This is a genomic window from Fictibacillus sp. WQ 8-8 (genome assembly GCF_024494405.1).
Taxonomy (GTDB): domain Bacteria; phylum Bacillota; class Bacilli; order Bacillales; family Fictibacillaceae; genus Fictibacillus_C; species Fictibacillus_C marinisediminis.
In genome coordinates this window covers 85,940-110,035 of the sequence record NZ_JAMXKG010000003.1, presented here as the reverse complement: position 1 = coordinate 110,035, position 24,096 = coordinate 85,940, and the positions used below count along the sequence as shown (strand labels likewise).

Below are 24,096 nucleotides of genomic sequence, written 5' to 3'. Positions count from 1 at the left end.
AAAATGGAACGGAGGGTCTTCAGTATGGATCATGTGGAGGGCAGTGCTTCTACGAATAAATACATTCCAGTCAGCTCGGTCACTTCTGGTGAAGGAATAGAACTCGCACCCGATATCTACAGCTATACCAACCAGATCGTTAATCTTTGTTTTATCGGAAAGCCTGAAAACGGGCAAGATTGGGTACTGGTCGATGCCGGTATGCCTGATTCGGCCGAAAAGATCATCTATGAGGCTGAAGAGCGCTTCGGAAAAGGTTCACGGCCGAAAGCCATCATTCTCACGCATGCCCATTTCGATCATATCGGCGGCATCATTGGCCTTTTGAAAAAGTGGGATGTCCCTGTCTATGCCCACCGGCTTGAGCTGCCTTATGTCACTGGGAAGAAAGATTATCAAGAGCCAGATCCTTCTGTGGAAGGTGGTATGGTGGCAAAAATGTCCTTTCTTTTCCCGCACGAATCGATTGACCTGGATCAACGAGTAACCGCTCTCCCTGAAGATGGATCTGTTCCCGAAATGCCTGGTTGGCGCTGGATTCATACACCTGGCCATACTGACGGCCATATTTCCTTGTTTCGGGATTCTGACAAGGCATTGATCGCCGGGGATGCTTTCATCACCGTAAAACAAGAGGACCTATACAGCGTCATCATACAGGAACTGGAGATCAGCGGACCACCCCGCTATTTTACCCCTGACTGGATGACAGCCTGGCAATCAGTGAAAAAACTGGAGTCGTTGCACCCCGCAATGGCGGTTACAGGACATGGGCGCCCGGTTAAAGGAGAATGGCTCTCACAAAATCTCACAAGATTAGCACGAGATTTTGATAAGATTGCCATTCCCGATTATGGTAAATATGTGGGGGATCAGCTGCCAGAGCAATAAATAACAGGCTAATTAGCCTGTTTTTTGTTTATTAAAAGAATGTATCCTTCCACTTTCCTTGATCAGAAAAAATAAACCGGGCAAGACAATAACCGTTCCAATCACACCAAAAGTCTGGCGTATGGAGAGATGAAGGAATGCTGAAGAAGCAAATAAGATCCCCAAAGGCATCGTGGCTCTCATGAACAGCAAGCGGACGGCACTTAACTGGGCCAATCGCTCTCGGGGAGCTTCCTTCTGGAAATTAGCAGCGCTTTGAGCGTTGAACAGCGGGAATACCATTCCACCAAACAACTCGCACATCCATGCCCCTGGAATCGACGTCACCACGAAAAGAAGAAGGAAGGAAATCCCTCCAGCTACGAGTCCAAAATACATCGTCCATGGCGATTTTGGAATTCGCTTTATTAGGACGGTCCCCAGCGCATAGCCGATCGGAAAAGCTCCTGAAAAAACAGCATACTCCCACCTCTCTCCATTGAGTTCACTCCGAATCAGAGGAACACTTAGGACCATGGCAGCTCCTACAGCAAATTGGACACTTGATGAAAGAAGGGTCAGCCTCAAGAGATATGGATACTCAAAAAAGTTCTGATACCCCTGCTTCATCTCTGACCACCAAAATCGTTTAGTCCACACCGCTGCTCTTTTCGGTTCAAGCGGCGGTATTCGTGAAAGGGCATAATAGCTAACGAGAAACAAGAAAGAAGACAGTGCGTAAATAAGAGGCACAGGACTGATCAGCAGCAATAATGAAGTTACGCCAGGCGCAAGAAAACTCATCAGCCGTATCGTTCCATCAAGCAATCCATTCGCTTCTGCCAGCTCCTCTTTTTTGCAGATTTCAGGCAAAAGAGAAAACGACAGACTGGCATAGATCGGCTGCAGCAATCCTAAGCAGCATTGCAGAATGGCAAGTCCTAAAATGGTCCCCGCATGCGAATGGAGCAGTGATCCGATCAGCGGCAGCAAGTATGCACCCATGCGGATGAGCTGAATGTTTCGGAGCACTTTTTCTTTTATCACGTGATTTAAAAAAGGAGCACTGATTCCCTGCAGCACTAGAGAAGGTAGAAAGTAAACCAGCCACAATGCTCCCATCCATTCTTTTGAGCCGGTCAGTTCATACAGAAGCAATCCGTTGACAATGCCCCCTGCTGCTCCTCCAAATTCAGATACCATCTCACCGGTCCAAAGCGCTTTAAACGACCTCGAGTAGCTTTTCATTCTTCTTTTCCCAAGTACTGGATTAATCTTTCCGAAAAAGACTGGATCTGTTTCACATTTGCCGAATAGATCCCTTTTTCAACACTAACGAACTTCGCGGCTTTTAAAAGGGAAAGCTGATGGTGAAGTGTCGTTTTTGACATGTGAAACTGTCCGCTCAATTCCTGCAGTGATAATGGACCTTTTTGAAGCAGAAAAAGAAGTTTCAATCGAAACTCGTCTCCGAGCGCTTTATGCCCCCGGATCAGCTCTATGGACGGAACCCCTGGCTCGGTTAAATATTCTTCGTTTACCGGATAAAAGAAAAGCATGGTGTCAGGTGTCCGTAATTGCAGAACCCATGGCCGGTAAGAAACATGGGGAACAAGCTTTATGTACCACACTGATGGTTCAGGAATATACTTAACGCCGCCTGTAATTCGTTCAATCTCTTCCAATGGCTCTTCATATTTCACGATTTGTCTTGTTTCATGAGCAAGTGCCTGCATCCATTTTTTCCAAGCTGGCTTTGCACTTATAAAGCCATGCCACTCTTCCATCGCGGATAACATCAGCGAACTTAACTCAACGCGTGGCCGCTCTCCCAGCAATCGAACATAGCCTTCCAAGTATTCGTGACCTTCAAAGTACGAAGCATATTCTCTAAAACGATTCTCATGGCTAAAGTTTAGGGCAGTTTCCTTTCGAGTTGCTTCGGCTTCCCGGTTCTTATAAGGCAGGAGCGTTTCATAAAATTCTTCCTCTGTCATGTTCTGCAGTTTATTCGAAAATTCTTGAAGGGTGTCCGCGTTCCACCGGTTTTGAAGCAGGAGCATTCCGTACCACAAGTTCGTTTCTTGGATTTGTTTCAGATGCTCAATAAGCGAACTGTTCATTTCCCCTTTCCAATCTTTCCATTGCTCGTCCAAATCAAAGGAATGCCTTAATTGTGCGTAGGTATAACCGGCAATACCAAGTATGACTTCCCATACAGATGAAGATTCTAGTGCTACTTGGACTTTTTCTGCGGGCTGTGCGGATAAAAGGTGTTTCAAGACTTTCCATCCCCCTTTTATAGTTTCATACTTTATATTCTAAATTTAACGAACTATTTATTCAATATATTTCGAATGAACATTCAAAAAAAAAACACAAAAGCAGCTTTACGCTTTTGTGTCTCTGAGCCCATTTACTGTTTTACTTTCTCCTTTATTTGACCCATCTGCTTGTTATGTGCATGCGTATGAGCAGTAAAGCGGTCATCCTCTACCTGTTCAGAAATTTTAAGCCCCTGTGGGACAATGGAAGCCGATACCCGCTTCAGCCCGAGTTGGTCTTTTTGGTAAACATAGGACGCTCGTGTAGATACTGCGGCACCTGGCTCTGTTACGAAAGGGACAACACGATAGTCAGCCTGCCATTGTTCAGGTGTCACCTTACAGCGGACATAGCCGCGGTAGTCGTTAAAAAATTTGATATGCGAATTTTGTTCCAAAATATGATCGGTATCTTTTCGCTTATCGGCGCCATTTCCACCGGAAGTGATGGAAGTTCCAACAAATTCAGCACCGAAGATTGGTGACTTGGGATTATCAAAATCCATAAGCAGGTTGGAAGCCCAGCTCGCGTGAACATCCCCTGTTAATACAATCAGATTGTTCATGTTTTTACTTTTTACAAAGTCTAAAACCCGCTGGCGCTGTGCCGGATAGCCATCCCAGGAATCCATGCTGTAAACAGGGGCAGCGCTTGTCCCAAAATTCCATTGAGCAAAGAAAATCTGCTGAGCCAGTACATTCCAGTGAGCCTTGGAAGTACTCAGATTGTTAAAGAGCCAGCTTTCCTGTTCCTTCCCCATAAGAGTACGGCGAGGATCCAGTGATTCAGGAGACTGTGGTTTGTTTCCGTCTCCGTTGGCTTGATCCGACCGGTACTGGCGGGTATCGAGTACATTGAACGAAGCGAGGTTCCCGTATGTGAAATTTCGGTATAAACGCATGTCCGGCCCGTTTGGCAGCGATGTTTTACGAAGCGGCATATGCTCATAATACGCTTGGTAAGCGGCAGCCCGGCGAATGATGAAAGCTTCCACAGACTGTCCTTTTTCAGGAATCTTATCCGCATAGTTGTTTTCAACTTCATGGTCATCCCAGGTGACAACCCATGGGAAAGCAGCATGAGCAGCCTTCAGGTTCGCATCAGAGCGATACTGGGCATGACGGTTGCGGTAATCATCCAGCGACATGACCTCTGCACTGCTGTGCGTACGGACATTTCCGGTTGCCGCGACATACTCGTTCGGGCCATATTCGTAAATATAATCACCAAGATGGAACACAAGATCCAGATCCTCTTCAGCCATATGCTTATAGGCCGTATAGAATCCGTGTTCATATTGCTGGCAAGAAGCAAATGCAAATTTCAATTCTTTCACGGCAGATCCAACAGCAGGCAAGGTCTTCGTTCTGCCGATCGGACTCAGTTCATAACCGCTTTTAAAACGATAATAATAGACTTCGTTAGGTTTTAACCCGCTCACTTCAACATGCACGGAATGCGCAAGATCAGGTCTTGCCAGCTCTGTTCCGTATTGAACGATGTTGCGAAAACGTTCATCTCTGGCAATCTCCCATTTTACCGGAACAGCTTGTGCAGGCATCCCGCCCCCATTCAGCGGATCTGGGGCAAGACGTGTCCACAGCACGACGCCATCGGAAAGTGGATCACCAGACGCAACACCCAGGGTAAAAGGGTAGCTATGAAACTTTGGAGCCGCGTTAACCTCAAAGCCTCCCATGGACTGAGCCAACACCATACCAAGAGATAATCCCGCGATCTTACCGGTTCCTTTTAGAAAGCTTCGACGATCAAACCTCTTGTCCTCATTACTCTTATCGGTTAGTTCCTTAATCCAATCCTCCATATGCCTCTCATCTGCCATGCTGATTCCCCTCTCATTGAAATAGTAGCGTACGAGGCTCAGTATAAAACCTGTTTGTGAATCTACCGTAAAGATATGTAAAGGCCGGAGTTTAAGAGAATAAAAGGAGAAGGCCATTCTTCTCAGGACTTTTATCATCCCCTGTATCTTTTTTCAACATATTTCAATACGTGAAGGGACAAATTCAGTCAACCCTCAACAAACGATAAGGACTTTCGCCCAGGTGAATTTTAACATTTGCTTTAAAAAATCCTAACAATTGGAAGTTTAAAAAAGAGTGAGGGGAGCACTCTTTTTTGATTGGCGCGTATTTGTGTGAGATTGGATCGTATTTTGGGGAGATTGGATCGTAAAACGAGAAGATTCGCGCGTATTTCAGCCCAATCGGCGCGTATTCCTTCAAACTCACGAAGGCTTCCTCAGCTCCACAACATTATCCTCCTGCTTAGCCAGCTTTTTACGGTAAACAATCTTGGATAACGTGATGCTGAACTCATACAGAACCAAAAGTGGAATTGTGACAAGAAAATCGGACATGAAATCTGGCGGCGTAATAACAATCGCAATCAGTACTAAAACAAAATAAGCGATTCTCCGTGCTTTTGATAGAAGTTTTGGATTTACGAGGCCGATAGATGTCAGAAACATGATGACGAGAGGAATCTCGAACAAAAAGCCAAACGGCAGCGTGAGATTCATCATAAATCTGAAATATTTTTCTGATGTAAAGAAGGTCTGAAACTGTCCATCTGAAAGCGAGAGCAGGAAATCCAGCACCATCGGGTAAACAACAAAATAGCCAAAGGCAAGGCCGGTGATAAACAGCAGAAATAAAGCCGGTATGTAGGACAATGCCGTTTTGGCTTCGTGTTTAGAGAGTGCCGGTTTCACAAACATCCAGATCTGGTGAGCCGCCACCGGAATCGTCAGTGCGATGGAGATGATGCCCGATATCATAAAATACACCCACAGAATATCACTTGGCCCAAGAACCGCAAGCTTCTCGTCCAAATCCCTGATTAGCCAGTGATAGATGTCCTGAACATAAATAAAGGAAACGATGAAAAATAGAGCAAATGTAACCAAGGTAATAATCAGCCGTTTTCGAAGCTCGCTTAGATGATCCACTAGGAGCATTTCTACATCCTTCATAATTTTTCACCTCTGCTAAATAAGAGGAAGGAGATGACGAATGGCCACCCCCTTCTTCTATTATTTCTGTTCTGCTCTCTCTTCCTTTTCATCCGAACTCATCAAATCTTTGGCAGAGTTTTTAAATTCTCTGAGTGTGCTGCCAAATGCCCGTCCAATCTCAGGAAGTTTAGAAGGCCCGAAGATAATTAACGCGATCACTAACATGATAACCAAGCCGGGTATACCGATATTTTGTAACATTGGAATTCCTCCTTAAGGATGTCGTTATCGCTTACCTCCTACGATAAATAAGTATTGTTGAGGAACTGTGAAGAAAAATTTAACATTTTATAAACTTAAAAAAGGATGGCATTCACCATCCCTTACACGATATTAATTGCCCGTGCCGCCAGTACAACGAGCGCAACAAGTGAGATCACCGATTGTGTCATCATCAGGAGTTTCGCCCGCCGGGAAAATACAGCCGTATCCGCCGGACTGAAAGCAACACTTGTGTTAAATGCTACAAATAAGTAATCTAGGAAATTAGGCTTCCACCCTTCCCACTCTGGCAGAGAGGACATCATCTGAGGAAAACCAAATTCAGGCTTCCCTGGATTTTTTGAATTTCTCCGGATTGGCCCCCCTCTGTCGATCTCCCAATACCAGATCGCAAAAATCAGCACGTTCGCTGCCCACAATAGACCAGCACTTTGAAATAATTCACTGGCACTCGGCATGCCAAAAAATAAAGAATACACCAAGTCCACCATGCTGCTCATCAAGGCAAAAGTAAGAACTAAAACCCGAAGAATCGCAAATTTCCTCGACCATAGATCATGTTCAGAACTAACTGCGTAAAGCAAAGGAATATAAAGGATAAAAGCAATGACAAAGACCGGCCAGTTCGGGCCGATTGTCACCATATTGGATAAAAGTTTAAATAGTACTCCGATGATGACGATAGCAACATCAGACGGCCAGCGGTAATCTTTTTTCGTACTCTTTTTCAATTTCATAAAACCGCCAACTTAAAAAGGGTAGTCAATGCAAGAAGAAATGCTCGTCCTCATACACCGCTACCTTATGATATGTTATTGAAAATGGAATGGTGAGTTTATCTTTCCAGGCGAATTAAAGATTGATGTTATTCAAACAGTTGAATTTTCGGGTCTCTGCTATTTATGGCGAGTACCGTCTGCAGCTGACCTCTATGGTGATAGACATGTCCGAGAATTTCCAGCATCCATTCGTATCTTGAATAGGATACTCCCCACCACGAGGTTGTAACAACAGACCAATCTTCATTCGAAAAACACGCCGTCTTTTCTTTTAAAAAAGCAAAATGATCAAGAAGCATCTCCTTTATTTCCGCAATGGTCTGGGGGTGATGCTTTTCATAGAACTCCTCCATCTCCTGCTGAGTGGCCCCATTCAAGATCATAAAGTCCGCTTTATAGATCACGGCTAGATGGGCTAACAGTTCCCGTAACGTTCTTTTCTCCGCTCCCAGCGAAAGTTCCAGGTCGCTTTCTTCCATGATTTCTAAAATTTTTAGAATGTAATGGTTGGCTACCTCCAGCTGGTGAAAAATTGGTTTTATTATATTCATGAGGACTCCTTTCTAAGTAAACAAAAAAACCCTCATATAAGGGTTTCATAGTGAAAATTAAACGCCAGTGCGACGGTGCTGGTTGTTGGCCTTTTTCGTCTGCTGGCTTTTCATTTGTTTGGTTGATTTAACCGGGTTTGTAGAAAGCTTTCCGTTAGCCTGCTGCTGCTTTTTTTCAGCCAGCTTTTGCTTGATCGCTTCCTGATAGCTCAGCTTTTTAGGCTGCCCATTATTTTCAGATGACATATTTCGTACCTCCTTATGCCGTGTAGATCATACTGTAATGATATCTTCTTCCACATGTTTTGTCTGCATTTTTTTACAAATAGGGCAACTTAATTGGAGAACATGCCCCAATTTCGCTATGATAGATGGCAGAAACAAGGAAAGGAACGCTGCACATGGTGGATTTTGAATTGGATACAGTGGATTGCGAGAGGTTCGCTTTTTCTTGAAGAGCTCCGACACAAACACCCATAAATATATTTATACAATGGCTCTGTTGGAAAAAAAGGAATTGACATTATTTTGAATCCCTGCCATAATACAAAGTAATTTGATATGAGTACACTCTTATTAAGAGCAGGTGGAGGGAATTAGCCCTATGAAGCCCGGCAACCATTCATGCTGAATCACCAGTATGGAAACGGTGCTAAATCTAACAGCGAAAGCTGAGAGATGAGAGGTCAACGGATTTATTCGGAGCCCTCTGTCTCTTTTGAGATTGAGGGCTTTTGGTTTAACTCCATGCTCTCAAGACAGTGTAGTACTATCAAAAAATGAAAATGGGGGTTGGGGAATCAATGAAATTAAAAAAATGGGGATTATTATTACTGGGAGTATTGATCGCAGCAGCATTATCGGCATGCGGATCATCTAGCACGAGCGGCGATGGGAAAAAGATAGAAAAATTAACTGTCGGTGCCTCTAATGTACCGCACGCTGTCATTCTAAAAGAAGCGGTTCCTTTGCTGAAGAAAAAAGGAATTGACCTGAAGATCGTTAAATTCCAAGATTACGTTCTGCCAAACAAAGCGCTGGCCAATAAAGAGATCGATGCTAACTACTTCCAGCACATTCCTTACCTGGAGCAGCAATTGAAAGAAAATCCAAACTATAAATTCGAAAACGCCGGAGCCATTCACATTGAACCAATGGGCGTTTACTCTAAAAAATACAAATCACTAAAAGATTTGCCGGACGGTGCAAAAGTAATTCTGAGCAATTCAGTAGCTGAGCATGGCCGAATCCTTTCTATCTTTGAAAAAGCAGGATTGATCAAGCTTAAATCAGGCGTCGGGTACAAAGCACAGCTGAAAGACATTGTTGAAAATCCAAAGAAACTTAAATTTAAGGCTGACATCGAGCCAGCTCTTCTTACAAAGGCCTATCAGTACAATGAAGGAGATGCTATCGTCATCAACACGAACTATGCCATCGATGCAGGACTTAATCCAAAGAAAGATTCCATCGCACTAGAAGGGCCTGATTCTCCATTTGCCAACATCATCACTGTCCGCCAAGGAGATAAAGACAAGAAAGCCATTAAAACCCTGGTTGAAGTGCTTCATTCTAAAAAGATCCAAACGTTTATTGAAAAAGAATACAAAGGCGCCGTCCTTCCTGTTTCAAAATAAGTTGAAATAAGAGCCTGGAGAATTTTCTCCTGGCTCTTTTTTGGTATGGGGCATGGGGCGGGATGGTGTGTTTGGCATGTAACATGCTTGATCTGGCACGTAAAGCGCAAAAAGCAGACTGTAAACTCTGAAAAACGGCACGTAAACTCAGCAAAGTGGACAGTAAACCATACAAACCCGCATGTAAACTCAAAAATCAGTATTCAAACACGTTACCTGCACATTAAAAACACAGCATGCTCCTCAAAAAAAATAGAGCTTCCCCTTATCTTCGAGAAAGCTTCTTTTTCATCAAATAATTGTCCTTATTTTCTTGGATACTGCACTTCTTTTTTAGCTTCTGACGGTTCCTCGCTGACTATAGGAGATGGAATGATTGGATTTGATCCTTTCTTTTACACCATCCGGAAGATATAGATATGGCTCTGCTTCCATATAATCCATCCATGCAACTTCCTCGATTTCATCAGGACAAAGGGTCCCAATCTTTCCACCGGTTATTTTACCGAGGAACGTAAAGAAAATCACATGATGCCTACTTTCTTCAAAAAAGGCCTCTGATATTCCAAATACGTTCTCTACTTCTACCTCCAGGCCCGTCTCTTCTCTCACTTCACGGACAGCACCCTGTTCAAGGGTTTCCCCTTCCTCTACTGCTCCTCCGGGAAGCGTATAATAGGAACCTTTTTCCCCTCTGTTCTTCACCATTAAGATGTTATCCGCTCGTTCGTCCCACAATAAAACATAAACCACATCTACACGTTTCATTTGCTCATCTCCTCTAACTGCTTTGATAGCTTCTCATTACTTATGTAGGCCAACTGTTCAACCTCGTTGAGTACCCTTGCCCTTCCTTTTTCACTCAAAGTCCATTTTTCAGGGACAATTTCTCGATTATCTTGCAGAGGCAAAACATCTAATACTTTATCATCACTTGCGTACAAAGAAGATAGAAGGTAAAAACGGCGACAGAAGAAAGACTTTCCGGCCAACAGAACGTTTCGATAAGGAGTAGAATTTAAGAATTCAAAAGCAGAGTGAATGACACTCTCTACGCTTTTGGCTTCATTCCGGTTTGGTATGGCCATCAGTCGATCCTCACTAATTCCCGCTTTTGATAAAAGAGGAGCATAGTAATTATATTCATTTTGTTTCAAGAACGAGTTATAAACCCCAGGAATCAGGATCAGCTCTGCTCCTTTTTCTTCATAAAAGGAGAGCAGCTGTTCATTTAATTCCGGAAAATGTCCGGGATGATATAAAATGACATCGGGCTGGTCGAATAAGTGAAGCTGCTTCATGAAAACAAGATCTTCCATACAGCGTAGTGCTGCGTTGTTCATCGTAAATTCCCCTTCATTTTGAATGTTTTCTTTATCCTTTCTTTAAGAGATGCGAAAACCCCTCTTTTCTAAAAGGCATAACCCCGAAATAATGTTATAATATGGAAAAATAAAGGTGGAGGGATTAAGTGAATGCTTTTGAAATCTCTCGGTGTAGCTGCAATCGGTGTACTCATTTTATTTGTGGGATGGATGATTAAATGTTCAGGTACCGCTTCGTTCGTTGCTGGTTACCGGCAGACTTTTTTTCCTCGTAATGAAAAGAAATTGGCTAGTCGAATCGGTATCATTATAATGGTTTTCGGATGTATCACGATTCTCTTTCCTATTGTTCACCTATTCATAGACGGATTGAGAGGATCTTTTTATGCATTACTCGCCGGATGCCATGTGCTCGCTGTTTTCATTGTGATCGCCATCGACCAAGTAAAAAATTAAAAGAACTTCCAACACGGGAAGTTCTTTCTTACATGCCATTATGCTGCAGAAGATCAAATCGGTTGCCATATAGATCTTCAAAAACGACTTCAATTCCCCAAGGAACTTCCTTCGGTTCGCCTAGAAAGCTCACCCCTTTTTTCTTCATTTCTTCATAATCACGTAAACAATCATCCGTTTGAATGACTAAGAAGACATGATTGGAGGCCTGGCTGCCGATTCTTTCAGCTTTATCCGGCGTATCACCCTTCACAAAAACGATGGCGGTCTCTGATTCCTTTGAGGGAGCTACTGTAACCCATCTGTGTCCATTGCCAAATGCTACATTAGTTAATAGTTCAAATCCCAGCTGATTCGTATAAAAAGCAACCGCCTCATCAAAATCTTTAACAAGGATGGTGATATGTCCAATTTTTTTCTTCATTGTTCACACCTCAGATTCATTTTCTCCATTTTAGTTTTCTAAGTTTTATCATGCGTTATCGTATAATCGATTTTGTTAGGATTGCTTGCAGTTGTTTTACTCCTAGCAATTGCCCATACCTTGTACTCAGTTATTTTATTAGGGATTTTAACCTTAGGAAGCGCATTATATGCCTTCCGAAACCAGAAAAAAGCCTGGCATGTTCCTTCCCCGCTTTGTATTTCCTTCATTCCTAGAGCCTGAATAACTTTATCATTCCCTGCAAAGGTGTTTTTCACGTTAAAAGGCTTCGTATTGTCCGATCACAAATCCGTTGTCCCTCTAGTATGACGGAACAAACTGGAAATTGCATTAAAACACTTAAATTTTTTCCGCAAATATGGTATAATGGATTTAACAAAATAAATCGTACGACTTGGAGGAGCCTGTCACCAAGGGATATTTATGCCCTTGGTAACAGGCTCTTTTTTTGTTTTCAACTAAAAAATGAAAGGTGGTTGTTCACATGTTAATACTGCAAATCGCCATTATTTTAATTGCTTCCAAAATAGCGGGAAGCCTGAGTGTAAGATTAGGACAGCCTTCAGTTCTTGGAAAACTTATCATTGGGATTGTTATTGGACCATCGGTATTGGGATTGGTGAACGAGACAGAGACGTTAAATGAATTTAGCCAAATCGGTGTGATCTTCTTAATGTTTATTGCTGGGTTGGAAACGGATCTGGATGAGTTTAAAAGGACAGGTAAAGCATCCACATTAGTAGGCTTTGGTGGTATCATTGTTCCCCTTGTTTTAGGATATTTAGCAGGAATGGCATTACACCTATCCGTATTGGAAGCTGTATTTTTAGGGCTTGTGCTTTCTGCAACAAGCGTAAGTATTTCTGTTCAGGCACTCAAGGAGATGAACCAATTAAAAACACCTGAAGGAACAACAATCTTGGGTGCAGCTGTGATTGATGATGTAGTCGTTATCATCGCTTTGGCATTCTTAATGAGTTTTGCTGGAGGAGATGTCAATTTAACAACGGTTATTCTTAAGAAACTTTTATTCTTCGCAGGAGCTATTCTTGTAGGATGGAAGGTCGTCCCTTACTTTTTAAACAAGTTTTCTTTATTAAAAGTCACAGAAACGGTGATTTCATCCGCTCTGATTATTTGTTTCGTTTTTGCCTATTTCGCAGAATATACAGGAGTTGCGGCGATCATTGGTGCGTACATCGCCGGAGTAGTGGTTAGTGTGACCAACTTCAAACAAGAGGTTTTTGAAAAAGTTGAAACGATCGGATATTCTCTCTTTGTTCCTATTTTCTTTACCTCCATCGGAATTACAGCAGAGTTTTCAGGGATTACGGAAAATATAGGTCTTATCGCAGCCCTTAGTTTAATCGCGATCCTAACCAAATTAATCGGAGCTTCAATAGGAGCAAAAGCAGCTGGATTCAGCTGGAACAGTTCACTCGGAATTGGTTCCGCCATGGTCTCTCGTGGTGAAGTAGCGTTAATCATTTCCGCTATTGGTCTAGAATCAAAGCTATTGAACCAAGACATGTTTGCTGTCATTGTTGTCGTAGTTCTTGTGACTACTATTGTTACACCACCTATGATGAAAATCTTTTTCAATTCAAAAACTCAAAAAGAAATCAAAACAGCATAAACTACCTTTTCGGATGGGTTTAAAAAACGGGTTGCCAGTCAAAATGGCTCCCTTAGTAAGGGGTACCTTACATGAATTAAAACCCATATAGCCGCTGTTACAAATTATTAACTCGATAAAAGGGATCTATTCTTCTTATCCATCCGAACGGCAGATTCCTTGAAATTAATAATGGCCAACCAGAAAAATCCGGTTGACCTAGTTTTATCCCAATATCTGATACAGCTCATCAAGCTTCTGTATTTCATAGGTCGGAACCATATCCGTATGGTTGGTTTTCTTTTTGGGATTAAACCAGCAGGTATCGAGCCCGGCCAGCTGTCCGCCTTTCATGTCCGCATTTAAGGAATCACCGATGATCAATCCTTGTTCTAGAGAAAAATCGGGGATACGTGCAAAAACAAAATCAAAGTACTCTTTCATTGGCTTTTGAAACCCCGTGTCCTCGGAAACAAAAATCCCTTTGAACAGTGGATGCAGCCCCGAACTTCTCAACCGTTTGTCTTGTGTTTTGGAAACACCGTTTGTCACAATATATAGATCAAAACGATCTTGCAGCACTGTGATCAATTCCAATGCTCCTTCGATCAGTTGGTTCCCTTCACTTAAAAATCCACGATAGATTTCTTCAAGCAAACGCCCATCCGCCTCATGGCCGTACTCTTTTAATAAAAGAGAAAAGCGAGTGTTAAGGACCTCGTCCCGTTCGATTTCCCCTTCTTCAAATGCTTGCCAAAGCCCCTGGTTTATTTTCTTATAAAGGCTTTCCAGTTCTGAGGTAAACGTAATCTGCTGCTCTTCACACAACATGTGAAGGGCTGTGCTCTCTGCCGCACCGAAGTCCAACAGCGTATCATCAACATCAAATAACAGTGTTTTGTAAGTTTTCATGAGGCTTTCTGCGATTGCTGAGTCTCTTGCTCACCGCTGAATTTAAAAACGATGATGCCTCCGATGATGATCAGCACTCCAATCAGCTCTTTAAAGGTAAAAGGCACCGGTTTCAAGCCTAAGGCGCCCACCGAGTCCAAAAACAGGGCAAATCCAAGCTGTGATGCCAGGACAATGGAGATAGCAATCGTTGGCCGGAGCCGTTTGACCCCTTGTACCACACAGGTCACCACTCCTACTCCAATCACACCGCTGAACCAATACCACGTTTGCATATGGTGCAGATGGAATAATTGTTTCCCTTCAAAGATTAAACCAAGCGTCAGTGATGCAATGAATCCCAGACCCAAAACCAGGACATTCGTTGCCCAGGATCCCGCATGTTCATTGACCTTACTATTGAAAATGTTTTGCAAGCCGACGAGCGCTCCTGCAATCAGCGCAAAAATGATCCCTAAAAGCATAACTCTTCTACTCCTTATTCATAGATATTGTCATTGGCCAATGCCCGCAAGCCTTCCCGATCTTTTACAAGAATTCCTCCGCTGTTCCTTTCAACCAATCCTTCTGCACAAAATTGCTGGATGACCCGGTTCAGATGCCTGTAGCTCGTTCCGATTAAATTCGCAGCATCTTTCAAGCTCCGGGTACTGTGCTGCCCCGTTAATAAGGAATCCGATTCATCAAACGAGACCGACAAGAGATAACTCGCCAGACGAACTTCCACCGGATAGAGCAGATTAAAGCGTAAAGAATTGGATTTCACATAGAATTTTTCCGTAATGATTTTCAATAAAAAATTCAGGAACGCTGAATCATCACAAGCGTATTTTTTCAGCCAGCGATGATGAATACCGACCATCGTGACAGGAGATACAGCCTCCACTGTGTTCACCGTATCTGTACCCCGTACATATTCAATGTCCCCGATCACTTCAAGCGGTGTTTTAAACGAAAGAATGAGTGTTTTGCCTTCTGGTGAGGTGGTGTACACTTTTACCTTCCCCTTCACCAGTACATAAAGATACTGTGCGGGTTCTCCCTGTGAACAGATGAGCTCACCCGGCTTGAAATGATATAACTTCAAATACGGCATCAATTGCGAATGAAATATAGATTCTATATGATGATCACTTAAATATAATTCAAGCAGCTTTCGATCATTGATTTCTTTCATAGCGAAACCTCCATCAGGCGATTATCACATGCTTAAAATCAGCACACCTGTAATCATCATACCAATTCCGATGAACTGCGGCATCCTCATTCTCTGTTTCGCCGTTCCAAACCAGCCGTAGCTGTCTGTTAAAAAAGCAACGCTTAACTGAGCGATCAAGAGAGCAGAGATGGTCAGGGTCACACCTACCTTATGGATGGCTGTCACATTACTGAAGATCACGATAGCAGCAAACGTTCCCCCAAACAAATACAGCGGTTTCACAAGTTTGAATTTTTGCCAAGTCTGATCTCTGAAGAAAATCATGAGGATCATCGCTAAAATAAATCCTGTCATCTGGGTAACCGTGGCCGCTTGCCATGTGCCAATATCCTGGCCGATCCGGGAATTGGCCACACCTTGAAGGGAAATGAAGATACCTCCGAACAACGCAAAAAGTATTCCTTTCATCGAATCTCTCCCCTGTTTAATTTACATTTTTCATTATCAGGGAAAGCCACGCATGAGGGAAAGGACATATGTCCTCACTTTATAAAAAATGAAGGCAGTTTTTCTTGTTGAGCTAAATAGAATGCACCATGATTTCACAGGATGGAGTTGTTTACATTTATGTATTAATTGTGAACAGCTATGTGCAGCCGCCTTTTTTCATTTAAAATGACAGAGTAATCTAATCTATTGTAGAGGAGAATTGTTATGAAAATAAAATCACTTGCTGTCTTACTCTCCTTATCTCTTCTAATCGCCTGTTCCAATAAAGAACCTCAAAAAAGCGAAAAAAATCATCAAGAGCATGAACAATCTCAATCTCATGAAACCTCCGATATTAGAGAGGAAACAGGAAAAGTTGAATCGTTGCCTTCCTTTTTAATGAAACAGCCAAAAGAGATACAGGTAATTTATCAGGCTGCTGCTAAACATAAAGAGCTCCTGGAGAAGATTCCTTGTTACTGCGGCTGTGAAGAAGCAAACCATAAAAATAATTACGATTGCTTCGTCCATGAAAATAAAAAGAACGGTGCAATAGTTTGGGATGATCACGGAACAAAATGTGGGGTATGTCTGGAAATCGCTGCACAATCAGTAATGGATTACAGCAAAGGAAAATCAGTAAAGGAAATTAGAGAGAACATCAATAAAACATATGAGAAGGGTTATGCAAAACCAACACCTACACCTACCATATAAAGAAAAACCATTGAGAATCGTCTCAATGGTTTTAATTATGTCATCTTGATATATTTCATTCTTTATCCTTTAATAGCCTTAAAGCATTTAAAATAACGATTAATGCTGCCCCTGTATCACTTAATACCGCCATCCAGAGCGTAAGCCAGCCAGGGAATATCAATCCCAATGCAATAGCCTTTATGATGATGGAAAACCAAATGTTTTGCTTGATGATGGATAACGCATTTTTACTCAATTTCATGGTATGAGGCAGCTTATCAAGATTATCAGCCATTAAAACAATGTCCGCGGTCTCCATGGCAGTATCCGTTCCCGCTCCACCCATCGCAATTCCTAGATCAGCGGCGGCCAGTGCAGGGGCATCATTAATTCCATCACCGACCATGGCTACCTTGTAACCTTCGCTTTGCAGCTTCTTGATTGCGGTTACTTTATCTTCTGGCAATAATTCAGCAAAGTAACGACTCACATTTGCTTCAGAGGCAATTATTTTAGCGGTACCTTCGTTATCCCCCGTTAACATGATGGTCTCGCGTATTCCTCTTTCTTTTAATGCTTTTAACGAAGAGATGGTGGATTCTCGGATGGTATCCGACACGGCAATCAAACCAATGATCTTTTGTTCCGTACCAATGATCACGATCGTTTTCCCTTGGTTCTGCAGCTCCAGTACATTTTGGTTAAGCTGATCCAGTGACACCGGCATTTCTTTAAATAGAGTTAGGTTTCCTGCGTAATAATTCACTCCATCAATCGCGGCTTGGACGCCTTTCCCAACAATGCTTTTATATAACTCTCCTTCTTTAGAAGAAATTCCTTGGGACTTCGCGTAATCCACAATGGCTTTAGCAATTGGATGAGTGGAATAATTCTCTAATGTGAAGGCGATGGATAACAGTTCTTCTTCTGTACCTTCCAGCACTTCAACTTTTGATACTTTTGGTTTGCCCTCAGTTAAGGTTCCTGTTTTATCAAACGCGATAGCTGTGATGGCACCCGCTTTTTCTAAGAAGGTCCCACCTTTGATTAAGATTCCATTCTTTGCAGCATTCCCGATGGCTGACACAATGGCCACTGGAGTAGAGATCACCAGTGCACATGGACAAGCAATCACCAATAATTCAAGCCCTTTATAAAACCAATCACCCCACGTTCCTAATGTTAATAATGGCGGAAGGACCATGATAAGTAATGCCAATCCAAATACAATCGGCGTATAGATGGCTGCGAATTTATCAATAAAGGCTTCAGTGGGTGCTTTTTGCTCCTGAGCTTCTTCCACCAAGTGAATGATTTTGGAAATAGTCGTATCTTCGACTAGCTTTGTTACCTTGATCTCAAGCGTTCCGTGTTCATTAATGGTTCCTGCATACACGTTGTCTCCTGATTGCTTATCAACAGGGATGGATTCACCTGTAATCGGTGCTTGATTAACACTGGATTCCCCTTTAAATACCTCTCCATCCAAAGGAATCTTGTCACCTGGTTTAACAATAATGACATCACCAATCGAGATATCCTCTACGGGTTTTTTAACAACATCTAAGCCGGCTTGAACCCAGGCTTCTGGAGGAGCTAGATCCATAAGATTGCGAATCGAATTTCTTGTTTGTTCAATGGACTTATTCTGCAATTCGTTGCCCAATGCAAATAACCAAACCACAGTGGCACCTTCCAGCCACTCACCAATAAAAGCTGCCCCAATTGCTGCCGCTGACATTAATACATTCATGTCTAAAGAACGGCTTCTTAACGAATAGTAAGCACTTTTCACAGGTTTATATCCACTCAGAATCATGGCAACAGCATAGAGGATCGAGGACATCAATGTGGATACACCTGTAAAGGAACCAGCAAAACCAAGTGCAATCAACAGGCCTGAACCAATGAGCAAACCATTTTCATTCTTCTTTTGGACAGGCTGACTTGCTGTACGGCTAGTATCTAACGTAGCTTTAAACCCAATCTTAGAAACTTCTGAAACGATTTCTTCTGGACTATTTGTATGTTCAATTTTCATTTTCCCCGTCGAAAAATTAACATTTACGCTTTGAACAGAAGAGTGGAGGTTTAAATGATTTTCGATACTTTTAGCACAACTACCGCAATCCATTCCTTCTACCGTGTAGGTCTTAAGTTTTCTTTTCTCATTAATCGGCTCCACAGTATAGCCGAGCTTCTTAATTTGGCCTTCGATGGGATCAAAGGCTGAGAGATTGTGTGCAACGACTTGCATTTTCGCAGTACTGTAATTCACATGGACTTCTTTTATATCCGTTAGTGTGCGAATCCCTTTTTCAATGGTTTTTGCACAAGCAGGACAATCCATTCCCTGGACTCTAAACTCCATTTTTTCACCATCAAGGGAAGGTACAATACTCGTTTCTTTTATTTGTGGCTCAGAAGAACAACAGCTGGTTGTTTTCTCCTTGGCTATTGCTTCTGTGGCTTCCCCACCTGAACAGCAGCTATCCTTTTTCGTTTGTGGCTTTTTATCAGAGCCGGAGCATTGGTTTGACATAAGAATCACTCCTAATCTATATGACTGTCACAACAAGCGACATCATTTTGAACGTCGGCAAGAACAACGTTAAACATGTTAAGCAGTTCACGGACCTGCTGATTGCGGATACGATAATAACAATATCTTCCTTCCTGTCTTCCTACAATAATGCCACAACCTTTAAGACAGGCGAGATGTTGTGATATGTTGGATTGATTTCCGTTGATCGCTTCTACGATTTGAGATACAGTTTTTTCTTCATCCATTAACGCCTCTAATATTTGAATTCGTGTTTTATCAGCAAAACCACGCAGAAATTTTACCTTTGTATCAATTTCGATCAATTGCATACCAATAGCCCCCATTCATACATTAGAGTAAACTAATATATATATTAATATGATATTAGCAATAACTAATATATGTGTCAAAAACTTTTAAGCGGTTCGTAATCATACTTTGGAAAGATAAATGTACTTTTGAAAAAGTCAACATAAAAAAGAGCTGTTGTGAAAACAGCTCTTCCATGTTACCTATTGAATTGTTATGTTCAGTCCCCGATCAATCAGGTTAGCAGTTACTGGTTTCGTTCCGATCTCCCTCGCCCAAACCGACAATTGTCCGATGTGATGGATTTCGTGGGCGATCACATGGCGCATGATTTCTCCATGGGTGAATGTCACTTTCCTTCCATCAGGTCGGGTATCATGCAAAATTCGTTCTTCCATACTGTTGTTCCAGGCAAGAACAAAATTTTCCACTTCAGGCTTAAACTCGGCGTCCAGTTTTCTGACTTTTTCAAGGGATTGATATCCATCAAAAGTCTCCTGAAAATCAGGTTTTTCCTGTAATCCACGAATCCAGCTCCACTCGACATCGATGATATGAAAGAGCGTATGTAAGATGCCCCCCACACCGCCTGTACGAACTTTTAGTAGTTCAGCTTCAGGAACACCCTCACACCATTTGTACCAATCCTCCCTGACTTGCCAGTTGTAACGAAACAGCGTCTTCATGATACTTCCTCCTTATCCGGCCGGAACTCAATGAGCCAGCAATCCCTGTACTTTCCTTCATGCCACTCATGTTCAGCCAGTACTTTTACTTTTTTAAATCCGCATTTCTCATAGCACCGAATGGCCCGTTTATTCCAGGTTTGCGGATCCATAATAATGACCTGAGCCTGCTTATCGCTTACTAGGTACTCCAGCATCCCTGCCACCAAGTCTGTCCCAATCCCTCTATCACGATAACGAGCTTCCCCGAGGAACTGATCCATCCCATATACCGTTTCATCACGGTATCCGTATGCATGTTTTGCTTCAACATCCAGTTTGTAAAATTGAATGTATCCAATGTCTATTCCATCGTACTCAACAATACAGCCAACCGTCTCGTCTTCTTTTTTAAAAAACTTCTGTATCACTTTATAGATATCGTGAGGGCGGTCCCTGCCTTCATAAAATTCCAGGACAGATGGATCTGAAAGCCACTTAGCCAATACGAACCGATCTTCATACGCGAGCTGCCGTACGCTTAGCTTTCCATTTTGAAAGAACACAGAGCTTCCCCGCCTTTTATTCTTGCCGATTTGTTGAAGCTTGTTTGAGATTTTCTTTCATCAGTTTAGCAATCCGTCTCTCGTTTTCACCAGGCTGCTTACTCAGTTTCTCCATCACCATTTGCTGCCGTTTTAATGGATGGTTTTGACTCAATTTTGCTTTTCCCTCCATACTCGTAACGGCAAGCTTAAATCCGACAATCCCTTTCTGCATCCCTGATATGTAATGTGGGTCCAAATCGTTAACATCATAAGAACTCTCAGGGTCCTCATATTGCTTCACCATGCTAAAGAGGGTTTCAGCCATCTCTTGCTCATCCTGTATAAACTGGATTTCCCCATACACATGGACGGTTACATAATTCCAGGTCGGCACCGCTTCCCGGGTCTCATACCAGGAAGGAGAAACATAGCAATGAGGTCCTTGAAAGATAACAAGGACCTTCTGCTGTTCAATATCTTTCCACTGATGATTCGGACGGGCAAAATGGCCATAAAGCATACGTTTCTCACGGTCTAGCACCAAGGGAAGATGTGTGGCAAAAGGAACACCTTCATGCTGAGAAATGACCGTGGCAAAACTATATTGTTCGATAACATCAAACATCATTTCTTCATCGTTTATTTCAAAGGGCTTAGGAATATACAAGCTACCACTCCTTTTCAGCTGCAGCTACTGAGAGCACGTCACCTCAAACATAATGTCGTTCAGCGCATGAAAATAAAACGTATACCCACCACGGATCACTCTCGGATGATTGCCAACAGAAACCTTTGCAGCTTTTAGCTGTTCATACATTTCATCTACTTTTTCGCTCGTTTCTACATAAAAGCCAACGTGAAAACCATTCGGATACTTGGGAGGCTCTTCTCCCATACTGCTCAATACCAGCAGAAATCCCTCACCATCATCCATAACCCTACTCACATCGCTCTTTTGCGCTTTTGTTTGAAATCCTAGGAAGTGTTCAAAAAAATGCTGTGCTTCTGCTAAATCTTTCACACATAGATTCAAATGGTTAAGCTTCATGCTCCACCTTCCTCACCCGCATTTTTTGAGAACAAACAGATCTACCTTGCATCTCCCTTCCGGATCCTCTGCAGGATTATTCAGGTTAAACTCTAAATTATGACGTGAAAAATCCGGCTCATACTCACTTGCAGGCAGCCACTCTGCAAACATAAACTGATAGGCCTGATTCAGTTTACCCGGTGTGTCATAAAAGGAGTACATCATTCATTCTCTTTAAAGGGTTTCATATCCTGGTTAATTCTTCGCCAGAACATCCGCAATCCCTTCCTCCCTACATTGAGGCTATGATTTTCCCACCAAAAAAAGACATCAGGATCCGTTCTCCTGATGCCTCATTTTTTATCTCCTACTCCTCGTAATTAAACAACACTTCCCATGATTCCCGGCCAACGATACCGTCGACTGTCAGGTGATGTTTTTGTTGAAATTCCTTTACTTTCGCTTCTGTTTTCGATCCAAAGATGCTATCAATTTTAATAGAACCGCCCGCATCGTTTAAACGTGCCTGAATCCACGTCACATCCATTCCTCGGTCACCTTTCTTAATGGCGTGCCCCGGATAGGGGACTGGCGTGTGATAGAGAGCATTCCATGTGGAAGGACCCACTATCCCATCTGTCTTAAGATAGCGATAGTATTGAAACTGCTTCACTTTCTGAAGCGTCACCTTTCCAAAGATTCCATCAACCGTAATCGGGATTCTATTTTTGATTAGTTGTGTTTGTACTTTCCTGACAACAGAACCACGATCCCCGTATTTAATGACGTGGCCGGGATAAGGATCAGCCACATTCGCATTTTCTGATTTTACACCGGACGATGCGCTCGCTGCAGTTGGGAGTAAAGCTTGTAGTGCAAGAAATCCTGCTGCCGAGAAACAGATCAACGATTTTTTCATGCTCATACACTTTAGCCTCCTTACAAAAATTTGAAAAAATACAACAATACCACTCTATACCCGATTTCTTGTCCCTTGCAAGCCCTTTAAAAAAATTGTACATAAAGCAGAGCGTAATCGGGCGTCTGTCCTTCTTTAAATTTGATCGATTTTCTTTCAGTGGGGCCATCAAACTGTCCCTCTGGCAAATCTAGATCAGCGGTATTAAGTTATCCTCATCAAGACATTCGGCAAAACATGACAAATAAAAAACGCTCAGAAGAAATCTCTGAGCGTTTCGGATGTTGCTACTATTATTTTTTAAGGCCCATCGCGTCTCTCATCGCCTTAAAGATATTCGTGTTCTCATACGTTCCTTCCAGTTTCTCTGCTCCAGGTCCTTGTGCTGTTAATGGAACAGATTGACCGCCATGTTCATTAGTCGTCCAGTCAAGCGTAAACTTTTCTTTAGAGTGAGCAGGTGTATATGGCCCATCCTCTTTCGAAACATCGTCACCGCTCTCGTCTTTAGGGTTTACTTCTTCGATGGAAAGCCCGCCACATTCATGGTCAGCTGCTACAAGAACAAGAGTGTCAGGATGTTTTTTCGCATAGTCCTTCGCAACTTGTACAGATTTGTCCAGCTGCTTGCCGGCTTTCATCATGAGTTTACCATTGTTTTCGTGGGACATTTCATCGGTTCCTTCCTCTTCAACCATGAGGAAGAATCCTTTATTATTTTGAGACAACGTATCAATCGCTTTTTGAGTCATATCAGGCAATGGTACGACCGGATCATAAAGGTCGCCTTCACCTTCAGGATTTTGTTCGAACATTTCTTCGTTCGCGAAAAGGCCAAGCAATTTGCCGTTCTTCGCGTTTTGAAGTTCATCTTTATTGGTTACATAGTTATACCCAAGCTTTTGAGCTTTTTTCACCAAGTTCCCTTGAGTGCCTTGGCTTGCTTCTTCTTTATCTTTTGCTGGGTGATCCTGATATTTTCCTTCTTCGCCTTTAGGGTACCAGTAGTCTTCACCGCCGCCGAGCAGAACGTCGACTTTACTGTTTTCAAGGTACTGTTTCGCGATATCGCTTTGCTTTTTGCGATCGGCCACATGTGCACCCAATGAAGCAGGTGTGGCGTCTGTAATCTGGCTTGTTGTGACAAGGCCTGTTGACTTCCCAGCCTCACCGGCCATTTCCAGCACAGATTTTACTGGTTTCTTATTTTCATCTACTCCAATTGCTCCATTATATGTTTTAACTCCTGTCGCCATAGCCGTTCCTGCTGCAGCAGAGTCGGTTACGACCGAAGTAGAATGTGTATGAACATTTCCTGTATACGGCATTTTATTCATAGCCAGCTCGCCGTTAAGGCCTTGAGCAGCTAAACGAATCGCTTCCCTGTGAGAAGCTCCCATACCGTCTCCAACAAACATAATGACATTTTTTGCTTTTTTAGGAGATGCACTTTTCTCTTCTTTCGCATCCGCAATTTGATTTACCCCAAATGATGTGATGAGTGCTAATGAAAGTGTTGCAGCAGCTATTGTTTTCTTTTTCAATACTTCCACTCCCCT

The 24,096-nt window shown here is 42.6% G+C and carries 28 protein-coding genes, 1 pseudogene and 1 riboswitch; of the genes and pseudogenes, 5 read left to right on the top strand and 24 right to left on the bottom strand.

Annotation, left to right across the window (positions count from 1 at the left end; genetic code table 11):
- The first annotated feature begins 24 nt into the window (after nt 1-24).
- Entirely contained in the window at nt 25-891 is an 867-nt protein-coding gene (locus M1K46_RS05860; protein ID WP_256225321.1) for an MBL fold metallo-hydrolase, read from the top strand.
- Between the two features lie 12 nt (nt 892-903).
- On the opposite strand, the gene M1K46_RS05855 is transcribed toward M1K46_RS05860, so the two are convergent.
- From M1K46_RS05855 to M1K46_RS05820, 8 genes are all read right to left on the bottom strand, one after another.
- Nucleotides 904-2,118 carry an MFS transporter gene (locus M1K46_RS05855; protein ID WP_256225320.1) on the bottom strand — a complete coding sequence of 405 codons (1,215 nt, stop codon included), beginning with the start codon at nt 2,116-2,118 and terminating at the stop codon, nt 904-906.
- Nucleotides 2,115-3,152: an ArsR/SmtB family transcription factor gene (locus M1K46_RS05850; RefSeq protein WP_256225319.1), complete on the bottom strand. Its 1,038-nt coding sequence runs from the start codon at nt 3,150-3,152 to the stop codon at nt 2,115-2,117. Before M1K46_RS05850 ends, M1K46_RS05855 begins: the two co-directional genes overlap by 4 nt.
- A 134-nt stretch (nt 3,153-3,286) precedes the next feature.
- The gene (locus tag M1K46_RS05845) at nt 3,287-5,020 is read right to left on the bottom strand and encodes an alkaline phosphatase D family protein (protein WP_375162182.1); all 1,734 of its coding nucleotides are present in this window, start codon (nt 5,018-5,020) and stop codon (nt 3,287-3,289) included.
- Nucleotides 5,021-5,443: 423 nt separating this feature from the next.
- Nucleotides 5,444-6,190 (bottom strand): twin-arginine translocase subunit TatC, encoded by a 747-nt coding sequence (gene tatC, locus M1K46_RS05840; protein ID WP_062239586.1) that lies wholly within the window; start codon nt 6,188-6,190, stop codon nt 5,444-5,446.
- Nucleotides 6,191-6,250: 60 nt separating this feature from the next.
- Complete coding sequence (locus tag M1K46_RS05835; RefSeq protein WP_062239581.1) at nt 6,251-6,433, bottom strand: twin-arginine translocase TatA/TatE family subunit; 183 nt, start codon at nt 6,431-6,433, stop codon at nt 6,251-6,253.
- A gap of 122 nt (nt 6,434-6,555) precedes the next feature.
- Nucleotides 6,556-7,191 (bottom strand): DUF1345 domain-containing protein, encoded by a 636-nt coding sequence (locus tag M1K46_RS05830; protein ID WP_256225317.1) that lies wholly within the window; start codon nt 7,189-7,191, stop codon nt 6,556-6,558.
- Nucleotides 7,192-7,319: 128 nt separating this feature from the next.
- Nucleotides 7,320-7,784, bottom strand: coding sequence for a DinB family protein (locus M1K46_RS05825; protein ID WP_053355078.1), 465 nt, complete (start codon nt 7,782-7,784; stop codon nt 7,320-7,322).
- 57 nt (nt 7,785-7,841) lie between these two features.
- Nucleotides 7,842-8,030 (bottom strand): hypothetical protein, encoded by a 189-nt coding sequence (locus M1K46_RS05820; protein WP_062239573.1) that lies wholly within the window; start codon nt 8,028-8,030, stop codon nt 7,842-7,844.
- Nucleotides 8,031-8,354: 324 nt separating this feature from the next.
- Nucleotides 8,355-8,469: riboswitch (SAM riboswitch) on the top strand.
- Between the two features lie 118 nt (nt 8,470-8,587).
- Here M1K46_RS05820 and M1K46_RS05815 point away from each other — a divergent pair.
- Nucleotides 8,588-9,421 carry a MetQ/NlpA family ABC transporter substrate-binding protein gene (locus M1K46_RS05815; protein WP_062239571.1) on the top strand — a complete coding sequence of 278 codons (834 nt, stop codon included), beginning with the start codon at nt 8,588-8,590 and terminating at the stop codon, nt 9,419-9,421.
- Between the two features lie 333 nt (nt 9,422-9,754).
- On the opposite strand, the gene M1K46_RS05810 is transcribed toward M1K46_RS05815, so the two are convergent.
- Both M1K46_RS05810 and M1K46_RS05805 read right to left on the bottom strand, forming a co-directional pair.
- Nucleotides 9,755-10,189, bottom strand: a complete 435-nt coding sequence (locus M1K46_RS05810; protein WP_053355082.1) for an NUDIX hydrolase — start codon at nt 10,187-10,189, stop codon at nt 9,755-9,757.
- Complete coding sequence (locus M1K46_RS05805) at nt 10,186-10,764, bottom strand: hypothetical protein (protein WP_256225315.1); 579 nt, start codon at nt 10,762-10,764, stop codon at nt 10,186-10,188. Before M1K46_RS05805 ends, M1K46_RS05810 begins: the two co-directional genes overlap by 4 nt.
- A 132-nt stretch (nt 10,765-10,896) precedes the next feature.
- Between M1K46_RS05805 and M1K46_RS05800 the strand changes: the two genes are divergently transcribed.
- Entirely contained in the window at nt 10,897-11,202 is a 306-nt protein-coding gene (locus M1K46_RS05800; RefSeq protein WP_053355084.1) for a hypothetical protein, read from the top strand.
- Nucleotides 11,203-11,230: 28 nt separating this feature from the next.
- On the opposite strand, the gene M1K46_RS05795 is transcribed toward M1K46_RS05800, so the two are convergent.
- The gene (locus M1K46_RS05795; RefSeq protein WP_256225314.1) at nt 11,231-11,626 is read right to left on the bottom strand and encodes a VOC family protein; all 396 of its coding nucleotides are present in this window, start codon (nt 11,624-11,626) and stop codon (nt 11,231-11,233) included.
- 505 nt (nt 11,627-12,131) lie between these two features.
- On the opposite strand from M1K46_RS05795, the gene M1K46_RS05790 reads away from it, so the two are divergent.
- Nucleotides 12,132-13,283, top strand: coding sequence for a cation:proton antiporter (locus M1K46_RS05790; protein WP_256225313.1), 1,152 nt, complete (start codon nt 12,132-12,134; stop codon nt 13,281-13,283).
- 204 nt (nt 13,284-13,487) lie between these two features.
- On the opposite strand, the gene M1K46_RS05785 is transcribed toward M1K46_RS05790, so the two are convergent.
- The 4 genes from M1K46_RS05785 to M1K46_RS05770 are packed head-to-tail and all read right to left on the bottom strand — an operon-like array spanning nt 13,488 to nt 15,801.
- Nucleotides 13,488-14,174 (bottom strand): YjjG family noncanonical pyrimidine nucleotidase, encoded by a 687-nt coding sequence (locus M1K46_RS05785; RefSeq protein WP_256225312.1) that lies wholly within the window; start codon nt 14,172-14,174, stop codon nt 13,488-13,490.
- A complete protein-coding gene (locus M1K46_RS05780; protein ID WP_248252065.1) occupies nt 14,171-14,638 on the bottom strand; it encodes a DMT family transporter in 468 nt (155 codons plus the stop codon). The genes M1K46_RS05785 and M1K46_RS05780 overlap by 4 nt, the downstream gene beginning before the upstream one ends.
- A 14-nt stretch (nt 14,639-14,652) precedes the next feature.
- The gene (locus tag M1K46_RS05775) at nt 14,653-15,351 is read right to left on the bottom strand and encodes a Crp/Fnr family transcriptional regulator (RefSeq protein WP_256225311.1); all 699 of its coding nucleotides are present in this window, start codon (nt 15,349-15,351) and stop codon (nt 14,653-14,655) included.
- A gap of 24 nt (nt 15,352-15,375) precedes the next feature.
- Nucleotides 15,376-15,801 (bottom strand): DMT family transporter, encoded by a 426-nt coding sequence (locus tag M1K46_RS05770; RefSeq protein ID WP_256225309.1) that lies wholly within the window; start codon nt 15,799-15,801, stop codon nt 15,376-15,378.
- A gap of 246 nt (nt 15,802-16,047) precedes the next feature.
- Between M1K46_RS05770 and M1K46_RS05765 the strand changes: the two genes are divergently transcribed.
- Nucleotides 16,048-16,539, top strand: a complete 492-nt coding sequence (locus tag M1K46_RS05765; protein ID WP_256225306.1) for a PCYCGC domain-containing protein — start codon at nt 16,048-16,050, stop codon at nt 16,537-16,539.
- A gap of 55 nt (nt 16,540-16,594) precedes the next feature.
- Here M1K46_RS05765 and M1K46_RS05760 read toward each other — a convergent pair whose 3' ends face one another.
- The 9 genes and pseudogenes from M1K46_RS05760 to M1K46_RS05720 form a co-directional block, all read right to left on the bottom strand.
- Nucleotides 16,595-19,063 carry a heavy metal translocating P-type ATPase gene (locus M1K46_RS05760; RefSeq protein ID WP_256225301.1) on the bottom strand — a complete coding sequence of 823 codons (2,469 nt, stop codon included), beginning with the start codon at nt 19,061-19,063 and terminating at the stop codon, nt 16,595-16,597.
- 11 nt (nt 19,064-19,074) lie between these two features.
- Nucleotides 19,075-19,395 carry an ArsR/SmtB family transcription factor gene (locus M1K46_RS05755; RefSeq protein WP_248252061.1) on the bottom strand — a complete coding sequence of 107 codons (321 nt, stop codon included), beginning with the start codon at nt 19,393-19,395 and terminating at the stop codon, nt 19,075-19,077.
- 183 nt (nt 19,396-19,578) lie between these two features.
- Nucleotides 19,579-20,061 carry a DinB family protein gene (locus M1K46_RS05750; RefSeq protein WP_256225300.1) on the bottom strand — a complete coding sequence of 161 codons (483 nt, stop codon included), beginning with the start codon at nt 20,059-20,061 and terminating at the stop codon, nt 19,579-19,581.
- Nucleotides 20,058-20,606: a GNAT family N-acetyltransferase gene (locus tag M1K46_RS05745; protein ID WP_256225299.1), complete on the bottom strand. Its 549-nt coding sequence runs from the start codon at nt 20,604-20,606 to the stop codon at nt 20,058-20,060. Before M1K46_RS05745 ends, M1K46_RS05750 begins: the two co-directional genes overlap by 4 nt.
- A 16-nt stretch (nt 20,607-20,622) precedes the next feature.
- Nucleotides 20,623-21,255 (bottom strand): FMN-binding negative transcriptional regulator, encoded by a 633-nt coding sequence (locus tag M1K46_RS05740; protein ID WP_256225298.1) that lies wholly within the window; start codon nt 21,253-21,255, stop codon nt 20,623-20,625.
- Between the two features lie 24 nt (nt 21,256-21,279).
- Complete coding sequence (locus M1K46_RS05735) at nt 21,280-21,636, bottom strand: VOC family protein (protein WP_256225296.1); 357 nt, start codon at nt 21,634-21,636, stop codon at nt 21,280-21,282.
- Between the two features lie 12 nt (nt 21,637-21,648).
- Nucleotides 21,649-21,840 (bottom strand): annotated as a pseudogene (locus M1K46_RS05730) (GyrI-like domain-containing protein); the annotation flags it as partial.
- Between the two features lie 145 nt (nt 21,841-21,985).
- Nucleotides 21,986-22,543: a peptidoglycan-binding domain-containing protein gene (locus tag M1K46_RS05725; RefSeq protein WP_256225295.1), complete on the bottom strand. Its 558-nt coding sequence runs from the start codon at nt 22,541-22,543 to the stop codon at nt 21,986-21,988.
- A gap of 287 nt (nt 22,544-22,830) precedes the next feature.
- Nucleotides 22,831-24,066, bottom strand: a complete 1,236-nt coding sequence (locus M1K46_RS05720; RefSeq protein WP_375162181.1) for an alkaline phosphatase — start codon at nt 24,064-24,066, stop codon at nt 22,831-22,833.
- Between the last annotated feature and the right edge of the window lie 30 nt (nt 24,067-24,096).

Excerpts from the sequence above, each read along its gene's own strand:
- M1K46_RS05860 (WP_256225321.1), top strand. The coding sequence starts at position 25 with ATGGATCATGTGGAGGGCAGTGCTTCTACGAATAAATACATTCCAGTC.
- M1K46_RS05855 (WP_256225320.1), bottom strand. The coding sequence starts at position 2,118 with ATGAAAAGCTACTCGAGGTCGTTTAAAGCGCTTTGGACCGGTGAGATG.
- M1K46_RS05845 (WP_375162182.1), bottom strand. The coding sequence starts at position 5,020 with ATGGAGGATTGGATTAAGGAACTAACCGATAAGAGTAATGAGGACAAG.
- tatC (WP_062239586.1), bottom strand. The coding sequence starts at position 6,190 with ATGAAGGATGTAGAAATGCTCCTAGTGGATCATCTAAGCGAGCTTCGA.
- M1K46_RS05835 (WP_062239581.1), bottom strand. The coding sequence starts at position 6,433 with ATGTTACAAAATATCGGTATACCCGGCTTGGTTATCATGTTAGTGATC.
- M1K46_RS05830 (WP_256225317.1), bottom strand. The coding sequence starts at position 7,191 with ATGAAATTGAAAAAGAGTACGAAAAAAGATTACCGCTGGCCGTCTGAT.
- M1K46_RS05825 (WP_053355078.1), bottom strand. The coding sequence starts at position 7,784 with ATGAATATAATAAAACCAATTTTTCACCAGCTGGAGGTAGCCAACCAT.
- M1K46_RS05820 (WP_062239573.1), bottom strand. The coding sequence starts at position 8,030 with ATGTCATCTGAAAATAATGGGCAGCCTAAAAAGCTGAGCTATCAGGAA.
- M1K46_RS05815 (WP_062239571.1), top strand. The coding sequence starts at position 8,588 with ATGAAATTAAAAAAATGGGGATTATTATTACTGGGAGTATTGATCGCA.
- M1K46_RS05810 (WP_053355082.1), bottom strand. The coding sequence starts at position 10,189 with ATGAAACGTGTAGATGTGGTTTATGTTTTATTGTGGGACGAACGAGCG.
- M1K46_RS05805 (WP_256225315.1), bottom strand. The coding sequence starts at position 10,764 with ATGAACAACGCAGCACTACGCTGTATGGAAGATCTTGTTTTCATGAAG.
- M1K46_RS05800 (WP_053355084.1), top strand. The coding sequence starts at position 10,897 with ATGCTTTTGAAATCTCTCGGTGTAGCTGCAATCGGTGTACTCATTTTA.
- M1K46_RS05795 (WP_256225314.1), bottom strand. The coding sequence starts at position 11,626 with ATGAAGAAAAAAATTGGACATATCACCATCCTTGTTAAAGATTTTGAT.
- M1K46_RS05790 (WP_256225313.1), top strand. The coding sequence starts at position 12,132 with ATGTTAATACTGCAAATCGCCATTATTTTAATTGCTTCCAAAATAGCG.
- M1K46_RS05785 (WP_256225312.1), bottom strand. The coding sequence starts at position 14,174 with ATGAAAACTTACAAAACACTGTTATTTGATGTTGATGATACGCTGTTG.
- M1K46_RS05780 (WP_248252065.1), bottom strand. The coding sequence starts at position 14,638 with ATGCTTTTAGGGATCATTTTTGCGCTGATTGCAGGAGCGCTCGTCGGC.
- M1K46_RS05775 (WP_256225311.1), bottom strand. The coding sequence starts at position 15,351 with ATGAAAGAAATCAATGATCGAAAGCTGCTTGAATTATATTTAAGTGAT.
- M1K46_RS05770 (WP_256225309.1), bottom strand. The coding sequence starts at position 15,801 with ATGAAAGGAATACTTTTTGCGTTGTTCGGAGGTATCTTCATTTCCCTT.
- M1K46_RS05765 (WP_256225306.1), top strand. The coding sequence starts at position 16,048 with ATGAAAATAAAATCACTTGCTGTCTTACTCTCCTTATCTCTTCTAATC.
- M1K46_RS05760 (WP_256225301.1), bottom strand. The coding sequence starts at position 19,063 with ATGTCAAACCAATGCTCCGGCTCTGATAAAAAGCCACAAACGAAAAAG.
- M1K46_RS05755 (WP_248252061.1), bottom strand. The coding sequence starts at position 19,395 with ATGCAATTGATCGAAATTGATACAAAGGTAAAATTTCTGCGTGGTTTT.
- M1K46_RS05750 (WP_256225300.1), bottom strand. The coding sequence starts at position 20,061 with ATGAAGACGCTGTTTCGTTACAACTGGCAAGTCAGGGAGGATTGGTAC.
- M1K46_RS05735 (WP_256225296.1), bottom strand. The coding sequence starts at position 21,636 with ATGAAGCTTAACCATTTGAATCTATGTGTGAAAGATTTAGCAGAAGCA.
- M1K46_RS05725 (WP_256225295.1), bottom strand. The coding sequence starts at position 22,543 with ATGAGCATGAAAAAATCGTTGATCTGTTTCTCGGCAGCAGGATTTCTT.